The 21546-nt window shown below is 31.5% G+C and carries 5 protein-coding genes (1 of these 5 cut by a window edge); all 5 read left to right on the top strand.

Annotated features, from left to right (window positions below; genetic code table 11):
- Positions 1 to 20 precede the first annotated feature (20 nt).
- Complete coding sequence (locus CLOCEL_RS22015; RefSeq protein WP_341271465.1) at positions 21 to 4202, top strand: amino acid adenylation domain-containing protein; 4182 nt, start codon at positions 21 to 23, stop codon at positions 4200 to 4202.
- A 242-nt stretch (positions 4203 to 4444) separates the two neighbouring features.
- On the top strand, positions 4445 to 6256 hold the full coding sequence (locus CLOCEL_RS12415; protein WP_010077594.1) for an ABC transporter ATP-binding protein: 1812 nt from the start codon (positions 4445 to 4447) through the stop codon (positions 6254 to 6256).
- On the top strand, positions 6234 to 7967 hold the full coding sequence (locus tag CLOCEL_RS12410; RefSeq protein WP_010077593.1) for an ABC transporter ATP-binding protein: 1734 nt from the start codon (positions 6234 to 6236) through the stop codon (positions 7965 to 7967). Before CLOCEL_RS12415 ends, CLOCEL_RS12410 begins: the two co-directional genes overlap by 23 nt.
- A 104-nt stretch (positions 7968 to 8071) precedes the next feature.
- Positions 8072 to 9373: a diaminobutyrate--2-oxoglutarate transaminase gene (gene ectB, locus CLOCEL_RS12405; RefSeq protein WP_010077592.1), complete on the top strand. Its 1302-nt coding sequence runs from the start codon at positions 8072 to 8074 to the stop codon at positions 9371 to 9373.
- Positions 9374 to 9819: 446 nt separating this feature from the next.
- Positions 9820 to 21546 carry the 5' portion of a non-ribosomal peptide synthetase gene (locus CLOCEL_RS12400; protein ID WP_013291765.1) on the top strand. It continues 17850 nt past the right edge of the window, so the window shows 11727 of its 29577 coding nt (coding positions 1–11727); its start codon is at positions 9820 to 9822; its stop codon lies beyond the right edge, outside the window.

Below are 21546 nucleotides of genomic sequence, written 5' to 3'. Positions count from 1 at the left end.
CGATAAAACCAGCAGAAAAGATGGAAGTATATCCAATGTCTTCTGCACAAAAGAGAGTATATACTTTAAGTCAGTTTGATAAAGAAAGTACAAACTACAATATGCCTGCAGCTTATATAGTAGAAGGAACTTTAGACATTGAAAAACTTGAAAATGTATTTAAAGCTTTAGTTGAAAGACATGAGGCTTTAAGAACCTCTTTCTTATTACAAGATGGTGTACCAGTACAAAAGGTAGAAGAAAATGTAGAGTTTGAAGTGATAAAGATAGAAACTAAAGGTACTATTGATTTAAAGAGTCCAGAAAGTGATAAGCTTTTAAGAACTATAGGCAATGAATTTGTTAAAGCTTTTGATTTAAGCAAGGCTCCTTTGATAAGAGTAGGAGTAATGGAAATATCAGAAAACAAGTATTTACTTATGTATGATAAACATCACATAATATCTGATGGTGTTTCAAGAGGAATAATCTTAAGAGAATTCATCAGACTTTACAATGACGAAGAACTACTAGAACTTAAGCTTCGATATAAGGATTTTGCAGTATGGCAAAATGAATTGTTTGAAAAAGGCATAATGGACAAACAAAAGGAATATTGGCTAGATAAGTTCAAGGACGAAATATCTGTTCTAAATCTGCCAACAGATTACAATAGACCAGCAATAAAGACCTTTGAGGGAGATACTATAGCATTCATAGCTGATAAACAGCTAAAAGAAAGACTTAATAAGCTAGCACTTAAAACTGGAACTACAATGTATATGACGCTTATGGCAGCCTATAACGTACTTCTTTACAAATACACAAGTCAAGAGGACATTATTGTAGGACTACCTACAGCAGGAAGACCACATAATGATCTTCAAGATATCGTGGGAATGTTTGTAAATACTTTAGCTATGAGAAATAATCCAAGAGGAAATGCTACCTTCAAGGAATTCTTAGAAGAAGTTAAAATTAACTCCCTTAATGCTTTTGCAAACCAAGATTATCAGTTTGAAGAGCTTATAGAAAATCTTGATGTAAGAAGAGATTTAAGCAGAAATCCATTATTTGATGTGATGTTTGTTATGCAAAACACAGGAACTGAGGAAGTTGAAGCTGAAGAAATTGAAGCAGGAGGCTTAAAAGTTAAAGCTTTAGGCGTTGAAAGCAATATATCTAAGTTCGATATGACGATGATAGCAGAAGAATCAGCTGATGAAATTATATTTAACTTAGAATATAGCACTAAATTATTTAAGAAGGAAACAATAGAAAATCTTGCAGAACATTATTTAAACCTTCTTGAAAAAATAGTAGATAATCCAGAGGAAACTTTAGATAGGATAGACATAATCCTTGAGAAAGAAAAGCAGAAGCTATTAGTAGATTTCAATGAAACAAAGGAAGCTTATAAGTCAACTTCAACTATCCAAGAAATCTTTGAAGAAGAGGTTATGAAAAATCCAGATAAGATAGCGTTAATCTTTGAGGATACTGAAGTCACTTATGAAGAATTAAATAAAAAGGCTAATATTCTAGCAAGAAACCTTAGAGAAGTAGGAGTTCAAGGTGAAACTATTGTTGCAATAATGATTGAAAGATCAATAGAGATGATAGTAGGAATTCTGGGAGTATTAAAAGCAGGAGGAGCTTACCTGCCAATTGACCCAACATATCCTGAGGGAAGAAAAGAATATATGCTTAAGGATAGTGGAGCAAAAGTACTGTTATGTGATAAGTCGTTATTAAAGGGTATTACAGTTGCAAAGGATAAGTCTGTAGACGAACGCTACAGAGAAGATTCTGGTTTAGAAATGGAAGATTTAAAACTAGAATTTACTGAGAAAAATCCGAATAACGGTGATACTAATGATGAATATAAGATCTCAGGTTTACGTTTTGAGGGACAAGTCTTAGATATAGTTGATGCTATTACTGAAAACTTTGATAAAGTAGATTCCACTAATAAGTTTGAAGATACTAATTTAGAGCCAATAACCACAGCAGAGAATTTAGCTTATGTGATTTATACTTCTGGATCTACAGGAAAGCCAAAAGGCGTAATGCTTGAACATACTGGAGTAGCAAACTTAAAAGCCTTCTTCCAAAAGGAATTCAAGGTAACAGAAAAGGATACAGTAATTCAATTTGCAAGTAGTTCCTTTGATGCATCAGTTTGGGAAATCTTTATGGCACTGCATAATGGAGCAACCTTAGTAATGGTATCTAAGGACACTATCAATGACAGTAGAAAATTTGAGGATTACTTAAATAGCACAGGAGTAACTATAGCAACTCTTCCACCAACTTATTTAGAAAACCTTGATAAAGAAAAGTTAAAGACCTTAAGAATGGTTATAACAGCAGGTTCTGCTACAAATCCAGAGCTTTTAGAAAATTGGAAAAAAGATTTTGAATATGTAAATGCTTATGGACCTACAGAAACCACAGTATGTGCTACTGCATGGAAGGCAGAAGCTGAGCTTGATAATGGGATAATACCAATAGGTAAGCCGATAACTAATACAAGAATCTATATACTTGATAAAGCAGGAGCTTTAGCACCAATAGGAGTAGTTGGAGAAATCTGCGTAGCTGGAGATGGTCTTGCTAGAGGATATTTAAATAGACCAGAGTTAACAGCTGAAAAGTTTATAGAAACAATTGCAGTTCCTAATGAAAGACTATATAGAACTGGAGACCTTGGAAGATGGCTGCCAGATGGAAACATTCAATTCTTAGGAAGAATAGATTATCAAGTTAAGATAAGAGGCTACAGAATAGAGCTTGGAGAAATCGAGAATAAATTAATAGCCCATGAAGGAATAAAGAAAGTAACTGTAGTAGACAAAGAACTTAAGAATGGTGAAAAAGTAATTTGTGCTTATTATGTATCAGAAGAAACATTTAATACATCAGAGTTAAGAGAATATCTTCTAGAAGATTTACCAGAATACATGATACCGTCTTTCTTTATAAAACTAGATACTATACCAATGACCTCCAACGATAAGGTTGACAGAAAGGCTTTACCAGCACCATATGAAGTGGTTAAGGAACTAATTCATGAGGAACCAAAAACTTCAGAAGAAAAGATTATGGTAGAACTTTGGAAGCAGGTTCTTGGAATAGAAGAAATGGGAGTTACTGATAATTTCTTTGAGATAGGCGGATATTCTTTAAAGGCAACAGAGCTTATGTTTAAAATAAATAGAGAATTTAACGTAAGTATATCCTTTGCAGAAATATTCAAAAATCCTACTGCACGAGAACTTACAAAGGTTGTGAATATTCTAGTAGCAAATGCTGAAAATCATAGAGGTTCTGAAACAAGGGTATCTGATGAGTCTAACAAAGGATGTATGCTACTTAAGGATGGCAATATCCAAGATAACGGATTATTCTTCATTCACGATGGAAGCGGAGAAATCGGTGGTTATATAGATTTAACTACAAGGTTAACTACTGATTCTAAAGTATGGGGAATAAGAGCAGATAAGCTTAGTGGATATGCACCAGAGGATAGAACCATTGAAAGCATTGCTTCAAAATACATAAGCTTTATGAAAAAAGTTCAACCATCAGGAACTTATAATATAGTAGGTTGGAGTATTGGTGGAAGTATAGCCTTTGAAATAGTGAGACAGCTTGAGGAAGCAAATGAAACTATAGGCTATTTTGCAATGATTGATAGCATGTCACCAGAACCTAAATATGCAAGACGACTTAAAGGAATAACTGCAAAAGAAGAAAAAGAATTTATTAAATCCCTTATAGCTAATAAGGAGATAATAAAGGAAATAAACAAATCAAGTGACGTTGAGAATATATGGCTTATGGCTATGAAGTACTTGAAGGAAGAAATAAAATCAGAGAATCAATTAAAGGAACTTAAATTATTAATACCAAAACATATTGCTGCTTTAGTTGAGAACTTTGAAAATTGTGACCTTGATGAACTTATTAGATCAGTAAACATTGTAAGAACAATGATAAATGCTGCTATGACATATGTTCCAACAGCAAAAGTTAAGTCTGATATTAATTACTTTAGTGCAAAATCTGATGATGGTAGTAACAGTGAAGGTTGGGATATATACTTTGAAAAGCCTTTCAATAGTTATCATGAAATTGATGCTAATCACTTTACTATTGTTAAAGGGGAAAATGCCTCAAAAATTGCAGAAGAAATTGATTTGTCAATTAAACAATCTTAGTTATAAGTAAACTTATTTATTAACCTATTGTGCTAGTTAAGTTTGAAAAACAGTAAAGAATTTAGTTTAAGATTTAATACTTAAAAATTTATAGTTTTGAAATATGTATTTTATAAAATACAATAGCTAGCACAATCAGGTGAATATTAGCTAAGAAAAGCTAAGTATGGCAACGGTGATTTCAAAATATAGAAATCCTATAGAATAGCCAATAGTAGGATTTATAAATCAGGAGAAGAATAATGCAAACTAAACAGAATGTAAATGAGAAGGATATTAATTCCTTTGGCACCATTAAAAGAATGGTAAAATATGCGAAGCCTTATTGGTATTTCTTACTTATAAGTACAGTGATGTCCTTAGCTTTGGTAGGGATTCATCTTTATCAATCACAAGCTATTACAGATTTAGTGCAAAGCTTAAGAGAAGGCGATAGTAATAGTGCATATCAGTATGTTTATATAATGATTGCAATTACTGTTTTAGGGGTAATCGCTAGCTATTTTGAGAAATATACATCTGGACGTTTTAGTTTATATATTATAAGAGACATAAGGAGTAGTATATATAATCACATAGAGAAGATAAATATTCGTTATATTGAAAAAAATCATACTGGTGAGATTGTATCAAGACTTACTAATAATATTGCTATATTGCAAGAGTTCTTTGAGAATAACTTACGTAACTTTATATATCATCCATTACTTTTTATTGGAGCTTTCATTCTTCTTATAAGGATAAATTGGAAGTTGTTACTGGTAAGTGCAATAACCATGGTAATTGCTTTATTACTAACTTTTGTAATAACAAATCCAATAAAAAGAAAGATTAGTGAGTTACAAAAGGATATTGCGAAGGTTAACTCAGTTTATCAGGATAATGTAAATGGAATATACTTGGTAAAGACCTACAATCTTTATAAAAAGTTGTTTAGCAAATATGAAAGATTATTGGATATCACATTATTTAAAAGCCTAAAGATAGAGAAGATAAATTCTTTACTTGTATCTATAGGAACAGTATTGAGCATTGTTCCGATTATAGTCAGTATTGTTTATGGTGGATATCTTTCAATTAAGGGGGAAATAAGACCAGAAAATCTACTTTCATTTATATATCTATTAGATTTTCTTGCAAACTCAGCAGGGGTACTTCCAAAAATAATTACCGATTATAAAAGTTTTATAGCAGTATCAGCTCATTTATTTGAAATATTGGATCAAGATATAGAAAGAGAAGGCGGACTTTCTATAGATAAAACTTCTTTAGAACATCCTATTAAGTTTGAGAATATTAAATTCTCATATGATGAGGGCAAGGTTGTATTAGATGGTTTAAGTTTCGAAATTCAAAAGGGTAAAACAACAGCTTTAGTTGGATCAAGTGGGAGTGGAAAAAGTACAATAATTAAACTTATTTGTGGCTTTTATGAAGTAAGTCATGGGCAAATAAAATTATGGGATAAGCCACTGACAGGATTAAATTTAAAAGAAGTTAGATCAAATATTTCTTTAGTTTCTCAGGATATATACCTATTACCAAGTACCGTAGCTGAAAATATATCTTATTCAATAGAAAATGTAGCTATGAAGGATATTATTGATGCTTCAACGGCAGCTAATGCTCATGAATTTATTGAAAAGCTTCCAGAAGGTTATAACAGTATTATCGGGGAAAGAGGCAACAGTTTATCAGGGGGACAAAAACAGAGAATAGCAATAGCTAGAGCCATCTTAAAGGATTCTCCTATTCTACTTTTAGATGAACCTACCTCAGCTTTAGATACACATTCTGAGATTCTTGTACAAGAGTCTTTGGAACGAATCACAAAAAATAAGACAGTGATAGTAATAGCACATAGATTATCTACTATAAAGAAAGCTGATGAGATTATTGTTCTTGATAAAGGAAAAATAGTTGGAAGAGGTACTCACCAAGAGCTTTTAGAAAAAAGTGACCTGTATAGGCAATTATATAAAGGTCAGATAAATGAAAAAGCTGATAAAAATAGTAGGGAGAAAAAAGAAGATGTTCAAGTTGATAGGAATTAATGAGTTTAAGCGACTTATGTCGTATATGAAACCTAGAATGAAATCTTACTTAATAGGTTTATTTGGACAAGGCATAGGAAACGCGATAATATACATAATTTTGGCCTTTGTGCTTAAGGATTTAGTACAGGCTGCTGACGAAGGAAATATGAGCATTATTTTTCAATCATTGAAGCTTATAGGAAGTACAGTATTGCTGCTAGTGATTTTTTTACCTATATTTTTCTACTACTATAAAAAAGCAGTAAGAACTACAATGGTAGAAATTAAGAAAGAAGTATTTGATAAGATACAAAAATTGCCTATAGAGTATTTTGATAAGAATCATAGCGGAAATATAATCTCACGTTTTAATAATGATACACTGTTAGCAGAAAAGGCCTTTACAGAAGGATTAAGAGAAATTATAACTACTGCTGTTTTAGGTATAGGTTCGGCAGTAATAATGTTTTTAATGGATTGGAAGATAACTTTAGCTCTTCTTGGACTTGGACTTTTACTATCAGTTATAAATATGAGGTTTGCAGAACCAATACGTAATCTAAGTGATAAGATACAAACCCATAATGGATTATTGACAGAAAGATTTACTGATCAATTAGCTGGATTTTTTATAGTAAAAATGTTCAAAACTGAGAATATAGTTAAGAAAAGATTCATTAAATATAATAATGAAGTTACAGGATTAGCTATAGAGAGAGTTAATAAGACAGCAGTACTTGAAGGAACAAACTTTTTTCTAAGTATGATTGGTTTTGCTGGTTCTTTGATAATTGGAACTATTATGGTTATAAGAGGTGAAATTGAATTTGCAACATTAGCAGCTATTGTTCAACTTCAGTTAAATATCAGTGATGCATTTCTTAGTGTTGGAAGATGTTTTTCAACTTTACAGATTTCTTTAGCTTCAGCAGGTAGAATATTTGAACTTTTAGATATGGATGAAGAAGCTTACAGAGTAAAGTCTGAATTAATCAGTGATATAAGTCCCGTTATCGAATTTAAAGATACTGTTTATAGCTATAATGGAATAGATAATGTTCTAGATAAAATATCCTTGACAATTAGCAAAGGTAATACTGTTGCTTTTGTTGGCCCTAGTGGTGGTGGCAAAAGTACTTTATTAAAGCTGATATTAGGTTTTTATACAGCAAACGAAGGGGCTATTAATTTATATGGTAAAAGCTTATATGAATATAGTTTTGAGGAAATAAGAGATAGTATCGCTTATGTACCACAAGAGTCATATCTTTTTTCAGATACCATAAAGGAAAACATTAGATATGGTAGATATGATGCTACAGATGAAGAGATATACAATGCAGCAAAGAGTGCAAATGTTCATGACTTCATCGAAACTCTACCGAATGGTTATGACACTATTGTGGAAGAGGGTGGCAAAAATATTTCTGGGGGACAAAGACAGCGAATTGCTATTGCAAGAGCTTTTTTGAAGAATTCTCCAATTATTTTATTGGATGAAGCCACTTCAGCTCTTGATACAGAAAATGAACAGAAAATAAAGATGGCATTAGAATCATTAATGAAAGGTAAGACAGTGATTGTAGTTGCGCATAGATTATCTACAATAAAAAATGCTGACAAAATATTTGTTATCGATGGTGGACGCGTTGTTGAAGAAGGAAATCATAATGAATTAATAGGGAGAGAAGGGATGTATTGCGGACTAATTCACAGTCAAATAAAATAGTAGAAATGCTTTAAAAGGCTGAGGTTATCGTAATAAATTCAGTAAAAAGAAGTACATATTTCTAGTAAAAATTAATTTAATAATTATTATTGAGGAGAGATACTATGGAGTTATTTAATTCAGTTGAATCTAATGTCAAATCTTATTGTAGGACTTTTCCAGAAGTTTTTCACAAAGCTAAAGGAGCAAAACTTTTTAATGAATCAGGGGAAGAATATATTGATTTTTTCGCTGGAGCAGGAGCGTTAAATTATGGGCATAATAATGGATATATAAAAGAAAGATTAATTAATTATATTCAATCTGACGCTATTACTCATGGATTAGATATGTACACTAAAGCAAAAAGAGAATTTATACAAAAATTTGTTGATTCTATCCTGACACCTAGAGATTTAAATTATAAGTTACAATTTTGCGGTCCGACTGGGACAAATGCTGTAGAAGCAGCTTTAAAGTTAGCAAGAAAAGTAAAAAAGAGAACCAATATTTTTTCTTTTATGGGTGCATTCCACGGCATGTCAATGGGAAGCCTTGCTGCCACTAGTGGTATAGGAAGTAGACAAGGTGCAGGAGTACCATTAGATAATGTAACATTCATACCATATCCAGTTGGATGCATGGGCAATATTGATACAATACAATATATAGAAACTATATTAACCGATGATCATTCTGGTATTGAGAAACCAGCAGCAATTATTGTAGAAACAACACAAGCAGAAGGTGGAATCAATGTTACATCTGTTGAATGGCTTAGAAGCTTAAGTGAATTATGTAATAAGCATGACATTTTACTAATTTGTGACGATATTCAAGTTGGTTGTGGAAGAACTGGCGAGTTTTTCTCCTTTGAAAGAGCTGGAATTGTACCAGATATGGTGGTGTTATCCAAGTCAATAAGTGGTTATGGATTACCAATGTCATTGTTATTGTTAAAGCCTGAACTTGATATATGGACTCCAGGTGAACATAACGGAACTTTTAGGGGAAATCAAATGGCATTTGTTGCAGCTACTGCAGCTTTAGAGTATAGAGAAAATACAAATATGGACAAAGGTACAAAAGAAAGAGAAGAATTTATTAAGAACTTCCTTAATGAAAGAATAAAACCTCTTCATAAGGACTTTGATATAAGAGGGATAGGTATGATTTGGGGAATTGATTTTTCATTATTAGGTGGAGAAAAATCTTCGAAAGAAATAGTAACAAGATGCTTCGACAATAATCTTATTATTGAAAGAGCAGGTCGTGAAGATGTTGTAGTAAAGATAATGCCGCCACTAAATATTGAAATGGATGTTCTTGAAGAAGGTTGCAAAATACTAGAAAAATCTATTATAGAATTTTTAAGTAATAGTGAATATGGAATTGCTATTGAAAGTAAAATTGAAGAAACTGTATAATACAAACTTCTTTTTGTTGTAAATATATGGTTCAATAAATAAGCTTTATAGGTTTCTAATATGTCCATAGGCTTTTGTATGTAGCTTCAATAATGAAACTTATTATAGTAATTTTAATTTAGAAACTCTATAGTAAAAGGTGTAAATTGCTAGTTGAAATATAGAAAGTGATATGCATTATTTTTAATTAACGTTTTTTATATTAAATTAAAGAGTGCATATCACAGCATATACAGTCAGCTAGCTATTTTAATATACAAAATCTTTAATTCTAAAAAGTGAAAATTTTTCTAAAAACATCATTGATGGTATAGCGAAAAGCTATTTCATTGGTGAGTCTAAAAATCTATCTACACTATTACCAAAAATTATTAAATTTGAAAAGTTGATGAAATAAAACTTAATGATGAGATCGAAGATAAAAAATAGAACATTAGGAGGCTTTTATGAAGAAAAAACCTGTAATAAAAAAAATATACCCCCTAACGCCTATGCAACAAGGAATGCTATTTCATGCATTAATGGATAATGAATCGGAAGCATATTTTGAGCAGATGTCCTTTGATATAAAAGGAGACTTTTCTGTAGAACTATTTGAAGAAAGCTTTAATTCACTTATAGCAAAATATGATGTATTAAGAACAATATTTAAATATAGTAACATAGATGAACCAATACAGATTGTTTTAAAAGAAAGAAGAATGAAAATTCATTTTGAGGATATAGTGAATTTTCAAGAGGAAGAAAAGGAACAATATATAGAAGCTTTTAAAGCAGAGGATAGAAAAAAAGGCTTTGATTTGCAAAAAGATATATTGATGAGAGTATCAATACTTAAGACAGCTGAGGATACTTATAAAATCATATGGAGTCATCACCACATAATTATGGATGGATGGTGTCTAGGAATAATCGTAAGAGATGTTTTTGATAATTATAAGACGATAAAAGAAAAACTTCCTGTAGAAGTAGAAGAAGCGTATCCGTTTAGCAATTATATCAATTGGCTTAAAAAGCAGGATACAAAAGAAGCACTTAATTTCTGGAAAAAACGCTTTGAAGGCTGTGAAAATGAGACTTGTATTCCAAAGTCTGCAGTAAAAAGTAAGGAAGAAAAATATCTTTCTAAGGAATTTAACTTTAACCTTGATAAAAAGCTTATAGAGGATTTGAAGGCTGTAGCTCTTGCTTCAAATGTTCCAGTGAATACTGTTTACCAAGGAATTTGGGGAATCATTCTACAAAGATATAACAATACAGAGGAAGCTGTTTTTGGACTTGTAGTGGCAGGAAGACCAGCAGAAGTTCCAGGAATAGAAGAGATGATGGGATTATTCATCAATACAGTGCCTGTGTATGTTAAGAATTCAAAAACTATGAGTTTTAAAGAGTTAGTAGGAAAGATTCATGAAGATTCTATTAACGCTCAAAGCTATGAATATTGTTCATTAGCGGATATACAAGCGCAAACAGATTTAAAACAAAATCTTATGGACAATATTTTAGTTATAGAAGATTATCCTTTAGATGAATTTATAGGAGGCCTTGAGATATGTAAGTATCTAGGTCTTGAAATAAGTAATGTACAGAACTTTGAACAAACAAATTATGATTTTAATATAGATATACTTCCAGGTGAAAATACAGTTGTTCAAATTGGATACAATAGCGCTGTATATGACAGTGAATTTGTAAAATCAATTGAAGGCCATTTTAGAACTGTAGCTAAAATAGTAGGTGCTAATCCAGAAGTTTTAGTAGGAAACATAGAAATATTAACAAAGGAAGAAAAAGAAAAATTACTTTTCGGATTCAATAATGTAGAAATGCTTTCTGATAGAACAGAAGAATCCAAAGTATCAGACAATGAGATTGCCATAAAAACACATTATGATTTCAGCAAAACATTGCCACAATTATTCGAAGAAAATGCAGTAAAAGATAAAGACAAAACTGCAGTAATTTTTAAAGATGAAAAAATATCATATAGTCAGTTAAATATAAAGGCAAACAAAGTAGCTAGATATTTGAGAAAACAAGGTGTGGATGTGGAAAGTCTTGTAGTAGTAATGCTAGAACGTTCACCATTGTTTATAGAATCAGTAATGGGTATTTGGAAAGCTGGGGGAGCGTACATACCAGTAGATACTAATTATCCAATTCAAAGAAAACTTGGAATATTAGAAGATTCAAAGGCTAATTATGTGATAACTAAATCAGAATATATAGATGAAGAGTTTAAGGCAAACTACAAAGGAAATATAATCTGCGTTGATTTAGTTGAAGATAAAATTCTTGAAGAAGAAGCTGAAAATTTAAATATAGAGATAGCACAAAATAACCTTGCTTATGTTTTATTTACTTCTGGTTCAACAGGAAAACCAAAGGGAGTAATGATAGAACACATGGGTATGCTTAATCACATATTTGCAGAAAGAGATGAATTAAATCTTGATACAAATTTAGTGTTTGCTCAAAATGCAAATCAATGTTTTGATATTTCAGTGTGGCAGTTCTTTGGAGCCCTTGCTTTAGGAGGAACTACAGCAATTTATCCTAATGACATGATATTAAATCCAGAAGAATTTACAGACAGCATAATAAAAGATCAAGTGACTTTACTTGAGGTAGTACCATCATATCTTATGGTAATGATGGATTACTTAGAAGAAAGTAAATTAACTCTTGAAAATTTAAAGTATTTAATCATCACTGGTGAAGCAGTAAAACCACAGGTTATTAAGCGATGGTTTGAGTTGTTCCCTGGTATAAAAATGGTTAACGCTTATGGTCCAGCGGAAGCTTCTGACGACGTTACTCAATTTATAATGGACAAATTACCAGAAAACTATATAAATATTCCTACAGGTAAGCCTGTAACGAATATGAGAATCTACATAGTAGATAAGGATATGAGATTATGCCCAGAGGGTGTAGTTGGAGAAATCTGCGTTGCTGGTATTGGTGTTGGAAGAGGATATATAAATGATGAAAAGAGAACAAATGCATCATTCTTTAAGGATACTTTTATAGAAGGCTCTGCAGAAAGATTATATAAAACTGGTGACCTTGGAAGATGGCTATCAGATGGCAATATAGAATTTATAGGAAGAAATGATTTCCAAGTAAAAATCAGAGGACTTAGAATTGAGCTAGGAGAAATCGAAAGCAGATTAGCAGATTTTGAGGCTATAAAAGATGCAGTAGTAATTGATTTAGAAGACCAAAATGGTGCTAAATATCTTTGTGCATACTTCTCAGCTACTAGAAATGTAGAAGCTATAGAGCTTAAGAATTACATTCTAGGATATTTACCAGAGTACATGGTTCCAACATATTTCATACAACTAGAAGAACTTCCACTGCTTATCAGTGGTAAGATTGATAGAAAATCTTTACCAAAACCAGAAAGTATACTTGATTTGTCAAAGGAATATGTAGCTGCAGAAAGTGAAACAGAAAGTCAATTAGTTGATATATGGCAGAAAATATTAGCTACAGAAAAGATAGGGGTAACAGATAACTTCTTTGATTTAGGAGGACATTCTCTACTTGCTATAAGATTGATTTCAAAAATCAACAGTGAGCTAAATAAGAGTATTTCCTTAAACCAATTATTTAGTGCACCTACAATCAGAGAAATGGCAAACTTTATAGATGGAAAAGATAAAAATGCTCAATTTGAAGAAATAAAGCCTGTACCAGAACAAGAATTTTATGAAGTGTCTTCAGCTCAAAAGAGACTGTTTGTAATTAATCAGCTTAATGAAGACGCCACTGCTTACAATATGCCAGAAGCCTTCCTGTTAGAAGGAAAGATAGATAAAGAAAAAATTTATTTGGCAATTGATTCTTTAGTAACAAGGCATGAAGCTTTAAGAACTACTTTTGAATATGTGGAAGGACAACCTGTTCAAAGAATTCACAAATATATAAGAATTCACCTTGAACAGTTTTCTTGCGGTGAACATCAGATAGAAGAAAATATTGAGAAGCTAATCAAACCTTTCGACTTAAGTAAAGGTCCATTAATGAGAATAGCTTTGATTAAAATAGATGAATTAAAGTATGTACTATTTATTGATATGCATCATATTATTTCAGATGGGATATCTATGAACGTATTAATTAGGGATTTTAAAGATTATTATAATGCTAATAATCCTAGTAAACTACAAATACAATACAAGGATTTTGCAGCATGGCAAAATTCATTACTTACTACAGAATATTTTAAAAAGCAAAAGGACTATTGGATTAATAAATTTAATGACGAAATACCAGTAGTAGATATACCAACAGATTATCCATTACCAATTAATCAAAGCTTTGAAGGTGATAGGATAACTGACAAAATCCAAGGACAATTAAAGGAAGAGCTTATAAAGTTAACAAAGGAAAAGGGTGTTACCTTATATATGCTTCTGCTGTCAGCTTATAATGTTCTTTTACATAAATATTCAGGAGCTGAGGATATTGTAGTAGGCTCACCGGTTGCTGGTAGAAGTTATGAAGGCCTTGATAATATTGTAGGACTTTTTGTAAATACTCTAGCTTTAAGGAACTTCCCAGAAGATAATAAGAGTTTCACAGAATTTTTAAATGAGGTTAAGAATACTTCTATTGAGGCTGTTGAAAATCAAGATTATCCATTAGAATTCTTAATAGATAATTTAAATAGTAAAAGAGATTTAAGTAGAAATCCTTTATTTGACGTAGTATTTACCCTTCAAAGTATGGAGAAGGAAGAAATTAATGTTGGTGAATTTAAAGTTTCACCTATGGAGTTTAAGAATAATGTATCTAAGTTCTTTATCTCCCTAGAAGCAAATGAAAATGATGACGCTATTGAGTTTGAATTAGAGTATTGTACAAAAATATTTGAAAAACAAACTATGGAGAGATTCTTAAAGCACTATTTTAATTTGCTAGAAGAAATAGTTCTAGATTCAAATAAAGCTATTAAAGATTTAAATATATTATCTGAGGATGAAAAAGAAACAATTCTCTATGGATTTAATGATGATTCAGCAATGTATCCAGTGGATAAAACCATGAAACAAATTTTTGAAGAACAAGTTAAGGAGACTCCTGAAAATATAGCTGTTTCCTTTGAAGATAAAAAAATATCCTATAGAGAACTTAATGGTAATGCAAATAAAATAGCAGATTTTTTAGTACAATCACAGGTAAAAAGAAATCAGTTAGTAGCTGTTGTCCTTGAAAGATCAGAAGAAATAGTTGAAGCAGCCATCGGTGTCTTAAAGTCTGGAGCGGCATATTTGCCAATAGATCCTTCTTATCCACCAGAAAGAATTCAATATATTTTAGAAAATAGCGGCACTGAATTTATGATTGTAAAAGAATCACTAGGGAAAGAAATCGAATTTCAAGGAAAAGAAATATTTATAGATGAAATAAAGACTGGTGATTATTCTGAAAGCAACTTAAAGGATGTTAATGATCCTGATGATTTAGCTTATGTTATATATACCTCTGGAACAACTGGAAAACCAAAAGGAGTTATGATTAGCCACAGAAATGTTGTAAGGCTTTTATTTAATGATAGGATGCAATTTGACTTTAGTGAAAAAGACGTTTGGACTATGTTCCATTCCTTCTGCTTTGATTTTTCTGTTTGGGAGATGTATGGAGCTCTTCTTTATGGAGGAAGGCTTGTGGTTGTGCCTAAACTTATAGCTCAAGATACAAGGGAATTCTATAAACTTGTTAAAAAAGAAACTGTAACAGTACTTAACCAAACCCCTACAGCTTTCTATAGTTTTATTGAAGAAGCCTTAAGTGAGAAAAATAGTGAAGTTGAAGATGTAACTTATTCAGGGCAAGGGGCAAATAATCTAGATGAAAATATTTATCAGAATAATTATAAGTTATCCTTAAGATATGTGATATTTGGTGGAGAAGCGTTAAAACCATCAATGTTATTGCCATGGAAGAAAAGATTTAAAGATACTAAGCTTATAAATATGTATGGTATAACAGAAACTACAGTACACGTTACATTTAAGGAAATTACAGATATTGAAATAGAAGCAGGGATTTCTAATATCGGAAAACCAATTCCTACTCTTACTTCGTATATAATGGATAAAAATTTAAAACTTCAACCTATTGGAGTACCTGGTGAATTATGTGTAGGTGGACTTGGTGTAGGACGAGGCTATTTGAATAATGAACAACTTACAAAGGATAAGTTTATTATTAACCCTTATAAGCCAGGGGAAAGGCTATATAGATCTGGTGACTTAGCGAGACTTATGGCAAATGGAGATCTTGAATACCTTGGAAGAATTGATCATCAGGTAAAGGTTAGAGGTTTTAGAATAGAACTTTCTGAAATTGAAGTTTCACTTTCTGCTATAGAAGAAGTTAAAGAATCAGTTGTTTTGGCTAAAGAGGATATGGACGGAAGTAAGTTACTTTGTGCATATTTGGTTTCAGAAACTCAATTTACAACTTCAGAGATAAGGGAGAAGCTTGCAATAACTCTTCCAGACTACATGATTCCTTCCTACTTTATATTTTTAGACAAAATACCGATGACTTCGAATGGTAAGGTTGATAGAAGAGCATTGCCAAGTCCTGATAAAAATATAAGTACTGGAGCTGAATTTGTTGAAGCAACCAATGAAACAGAAAGAAAGCTTGTTGCCATTTGGCATGAAGTTTTAAGTGTTAATAAAATAGGAATAGATGACAACTTCTTTGACCTTGGAGGACATTCATTAAAGGCTGCTAATATGGTTTCGAAAATTCAAAAGGAGTTTGGTATACAGATATATTTACGAGAAGTATTTAGAGCCACAACAATTCGCCAGTTAGCAGCGGCGATTTTGGATTCAAAAGAAACTGGGTTTGTAACAATAGATAAAGTTGATGAGAAAGAGTTTTACCAAGTGTCATCGTCTCAAAAGAGAATGTATATTTTAAATGAGATGGAAGGCGAAAATATCAATTACAATATGTCAGGAGTCTTGATTATTGAAGGGAATTTGAAAAAGGAATCCTTGATAGATGCCTTTAAAAATCTTGTAAAAAGGCATGAAGCTTTTAGAAGTACCTTTGAAATGATTGATGGAGAAATCGTTCAAAGAATTCATAGGGATTCAAAAATAGATATTTCTTTTGAAGAGGGAGTAAGTGACGATATTCAAGGTTATTTAAAGGAAGCAGTTAAGCCTTTTGATTTATCAAAAGCTCCTCTTATAAGAATTAAGGTTATTAAAATCAGCGAAGAGAAGCATATACTCATTTATGATATGCACCATATTATTTCAGATGGAATATCTATGGGGATTTTAATAAAGGATTTTATACGTCTATATGAAGGAACTAATCTTCCAGAGTTAAGAATCCAATATAAGGATTTTGCAGTTTGGCAGAGTACGAAAGAAGCTGAGGCAAAATTCTTAAAGCAAGAAAAATACTGGCTTAAGCAGTTTGGTGAGGAGATACCAACTCTTGAACTTTATACAGATAATCCTAGAGGTATAACTCGAAGCTTTAAGGGAGACACAGTCTATGTAGAAGTTGATGAAAAAATAGTTAAAGCTTTAAGGAATTTCACTCAACAAACAGGAGTAACAGCCTTTATGACATTGATTGCTACCTATAATGTACTTTTATATAGATACACAAATCAAGAAGATATAATCGTTGGTACTCCAGTAGCGGGAAGAAATCATGAAGATTTAAAAGATATCATAGGGATGTTTGTTAATACCATTGCTTTAAGAAACTATCCAAAGATGGATAAAACTTTTAATGAATTCTTACAGGAGGTTAAGGAAAATTCAATAAGCGCTTTTGAAAATCAAGATTATCCACTTGAACAGTTAATTGAAAAGTTAAATCTTCATATGGATTTAAGCAGAAATCCTTTGTTTGATACTATGTTTGTAATGCAAAACATGGATAATGAGGAAATCAGTTTACCTGGGCTTAGATTTATAGAAGAGAGAATTAATAGTGATGTGACTAATTTTGATTTAACCTTTGAGGTGTTAGAAGACGATAATAATCTAACCTTAAGCCTTCAATATTGTACAGATTTATTTAATAGGGAGACCATTGAAAATTTTCTTATGCACTATTTAAATCTTTTAGATAGCATTCTTGAAAATCCAGAACAAAAATTAGCAGAAATAAATATTATATCTCAGGAAGAGAAGAAAAAGCTTCAAGAAGAGTTTAATGATACCTATGAGGAATATCCTAGAGATAAAACAATTCATCAATTATTTGAAGAACAAGTGATGAGAACGCCTGATAACATCGCTTTTGATTATGAAGGAACTACTATAACTTATAAAGAACTTAATAATAGAGCTAATAAGTTGGCTAAAAAATTAAGAAATCAAGGAGTAGGAAGAAATCAAATAGTTGGAATTATGATTTATCCATCTATAGAAATGGTAATCTCTTTACTTGCAGTTTTAAAGGCAGGGGCGGCTTATTTACCAATAGATCCAGAATATCCGGAGCTTAGAATTCAGTATATGCTTGAAGAAGGTAGTATAGCTTTATTAATTGTCAGTGAAGATATAAATTCAAAGATAGAGTACAATGGAAAATTACTTAGATTAAATAAAGAAGATTATATTGAGAGTGATATTGATAACTTAAAAAATATTAATTCTTCTCAAGATTTAGTTTATGTAATATTTACTTCCGGTTCTACAGGAAAACCAAAAGGTGTTATGGTAGAACATCAAAGTTTAGCTAACTACATACTATGGAAAAATAAAAGATTTCATATTAATGAGCAAGAGGTAATTTTACAGACATTTTCCTTCTCTTTTGATGGATTTGGTGCTAGTTTTTATTCAAGTTTATTAGCTGGTTCAAAGATGATTTTATTAGAAGAGCAGAATAGAAAAGATTCTAATTATATTAGAAATGTAATTAAGGAAAAACAAGTTACTAATTCTGTATTAGTACCAGTTATGTATAGAGCTATTTTAGAAAATGCAAGTAGAGATGATATAAAGTCTTTAAGAACCATAACCTTAGCAGCAGAAAAAACCGAAGGTAGTTTAATTGATGATAGCAATAGCTTAAATCCTAATTTAGTGATTATTAATGAATACGGTCCTACGGAAAATACTATCGGTGGAACTTATAATATAGGCATGACTCCTAAAAATACACATATCATTGGAAAAGCTATAGCCAATAATAAGATATTTATTGTTGATAATAATATGCAGACGACTCCAATTGGGGTTCCCGGGGAGCTTTGTTTAGCTGGGGAAAGTGTTACAAGAGGGTATTTAAATAATTCTAAATTAACTGAAGAGCGATTTATTCCTTGTCCTTTTGATGAAAATATAAGGATGTATAGAACTGGAGACTTAGCCAGATGGCTTTCAGATGGAACTGTTGAGTATATTGGAAGAATAGATACTCAAGTGAAAATCAGAGGTTTCAGAATTGAATGTGGAGAAATAGAAGAAGTTATTATGAAGCATCCTTCTATAAAAGAAGCTATAGTAGTTGATTGGGAAGATAAAGATAATAAAAAATATCTTTGTGCCTACTATGTTTCAAAGGTTGAACTGGAAATTTCAAATTTAAAAGATTTTCTAGGAAAAGAGCTTACACATTATATGATTCCAAGCTTTTTTGTGAAAATAGATAAAATACCATTATCACCAAATGGAAAAATAGATAGAAAAGCTCTTCCAAAACCACAGGGAAATATAAATATAGCTGTTGAATATGTAGCTCCAATAAATGAAATAGAAGAAGCTTTAGTAGAACTATGGAGAGATATTCTGGGTGTAGAGAAAATAGGAACAAAGGATAACTTTTTTGAGCTAGGTGGACATTCATTAAAGGCTACTACTTTAGTAGGAAGAATTCACAAGGAATTAGGGGTGCAAGTGCCTTTAAAAGAAGTATTTAAACTTGGAACCATAAAAGGTATCAGCCAGTATATAGAGTTAGTTGATAATAATATTGTATCTAGTGGTATAAAAATCTATGAACCTATAGAAAAGGTTGTAGAGAAGGAATTTTATGAAGCTTCTTCAGCTCAAAAAAGAACTTATATGCTTCAAGAGATAGATAAAGATAGTACAGCATATAATCTTCCAGGTGTATTGGAGATATTAGGAAACCTTGATGTATCAAAGCTTAATGAAGTTTTCTTAAAATTAATCGAAAGACATGAAGCCTTAAGAACAAGTTTCTTTGTTGAAGAAGACACTGTTGTACAAAAGGTAAACAGCTTAGAAGACATAGAGTTTAATATTGAAAGAATAGAAGCTGAAAGTGAAGAAGAAGCTGAAGAAAAGATTAATGATTTTATTAGTATCTTTAATTTGACTAAGGCGCCATTATTAAGAGTATTAATCATAAGTTTAAGTAGTGAAAGACATATCATGTGCTTTGATATGCATCACATAATATCAGATGGAGCTTCTATGGCAATACTTACAAGTGAGTTTAGTAAGTTGTATGCTGGGGAAGAGTTAGAAGAATTAAAGGTACAATATAAAGATTACTCAGCATGGCAGTTAAAGAGAAGAGAAAGTGAAGAGTTTAGAAAACAAGAAGAATATTGGTTGAAGGAATTTAGTGAAGAAATACCTGTACTAAATATGCCAACAGATTACCCAAGACCAAAGGTTAAAGATTTCAGTGGAGATAGAATAATCTTTGAATTAGATAATACAGTGACTGAAGGCTTAAGAGAGATAGCAAAAGAAACTGGAAGCACTATGTATATGGTATTACTTGCAAATCTTAAGGTTTTATTAGCTAAATATAGTGGACAAGAAGATATCGTAATAGGTAGCCCAATAGCTGGAAGAAATCATAGAGATTTAGAAAATATCATAGGTATGTTTGTAAATACCTTAGCAATAAGAAGCAAGGTTGATAAAGAGTTAAGCTTTAAGTCATACCTAAGAACAGTAAAAGAAAAAGCTCTAAAGGCATATGAAAATCAAGATTATCAATTTGAAGAGTTAGTTGAAAAATTAAATATCCCAAGAGATATGAGCAGAAACCAATTCTTTGATGTTATGTTTACAATGCAAAACACCGAAGATATTGAAATAGAAATGGGAGATTTAACTTTAAAGACTTATGAAATCAACTCAAAGTCAGCTAAATTTGATTTATCCTTTGATGCTGTTGAGGAAGAAAACAAGATTGAAATTGAGCTAGAATATAGCACCTCACTTTTCAAAAAGGAAACAGTAGAAAGAATAAGAGACCACTTAATTAATTTATTAAAGACAATAATTATAAAGCCGGAGGCAAAATTAAGAGAAGTGAACTTGATAACAGCTGAAGAGAAAACTCAGATATTAACTGAGTTTAATGGTAAGAAAGTTGATTATGACTTTAGCAAAACCTTACATGAGCTGTTTGAAGATAACGCAGCTAAGAATCCAGATAAGATAGCTGTCGTATATGAAGATGAAAAGATATCTTATAAGGAACTAAATGAAAAATCAAATAGAGTTGCCAATTACCTAAGAAGAAAAGGTGTCAATGTGGAAACCATTGTAGGTGTTATGGTTCATCGTTCACCAATCTTTGTAGAAAGTGTAATGGGCTTATGGAAAGCAGGCGGTGCTTACATTCCCCTAGATGTAACATATCCAACACAAAGAAAATTAGGAATATTGCAAGATGGAAATGCTAACTTTGTAATAACTCTTTCTAAATATATTGATGAAGAGTTTAAAGCAGAATATAAGGGTGAGATAATTTGTCTTGACCTTATAGAGGAAGAAATTTTAGCAGAGGATACTAAAAATATTGATGTAAAAGTATCGCAAGATAACCTAGCTTACATCTTATTTACTTCAGGTTCAACAGGAAAACCAAAGGGAGTTATGATTGAACATCTAGGAATGCTAAATCATATTCTTGCGGAGCAAGAGGAACTAGCATTAGATGAGAATTTAGTATTCGCTCAAACTGCAAATCAATGTTTTGATATATCTGTATGGCAGTTCTTTGCAGCATTAGCCTTAGGCGGAACAACAGCAATATATCCAAATGATCTTATTCTTGAAGTAGGGAAGTTTACTGAGAGAGTATGTAAAGACAAGGTTACACTTCTTGAATTAGTACCATCATACATAATGGTAATGATGGATTATATAGAAACCACTAAGGTAACCCTTGATTCC

It is taken from the genome of Clostridium cellulovorans 743B, assembly GCF_000145275.1.
GTDB classification, from domain to species: Bacteria; Bacillota; Clostridia; order Clostridiales; family Clostridiaceae; genus Clostridium_K; species Clostridium_K cellulovorans.
This window is presented reverse-complemented; position numbering and strand designations above follow the sequence as displayed.

What these genes read in the sequence shown, in the direction of transcription:
- CLOCEL_RS22015 (WP_341271465.1), top strand. Translation starts at nt 21, where the DNA reads ATGGAAGTATATCCAATGTCTTCTGCACAAAAGAGAGTATATACTTTA.
- CLOCEL_RS12415 (WP_010077594.1), top strand. Translation starts at nt 4,445, where the DNA reads ATGCAAACTAAACAGAATGTAAATGAGAAGGATATTAATTCCTTTGGC.
- CLOCEL_RS12410 (WP_010077593.1), top strand. Translation starts at nt 6,234, where the DNA reads ATGTTCAAGTTGATAGGAATTAATGAGTTTAAGCGACTTATGTCGTAT.
- ectB (WP_010077592.1), top strand. Translation starts at nt 8,072, where the DNA reads ATGGAGTTATTTAATTCAGTTGAATCTAATGTCAAATCTTATTGTAGG.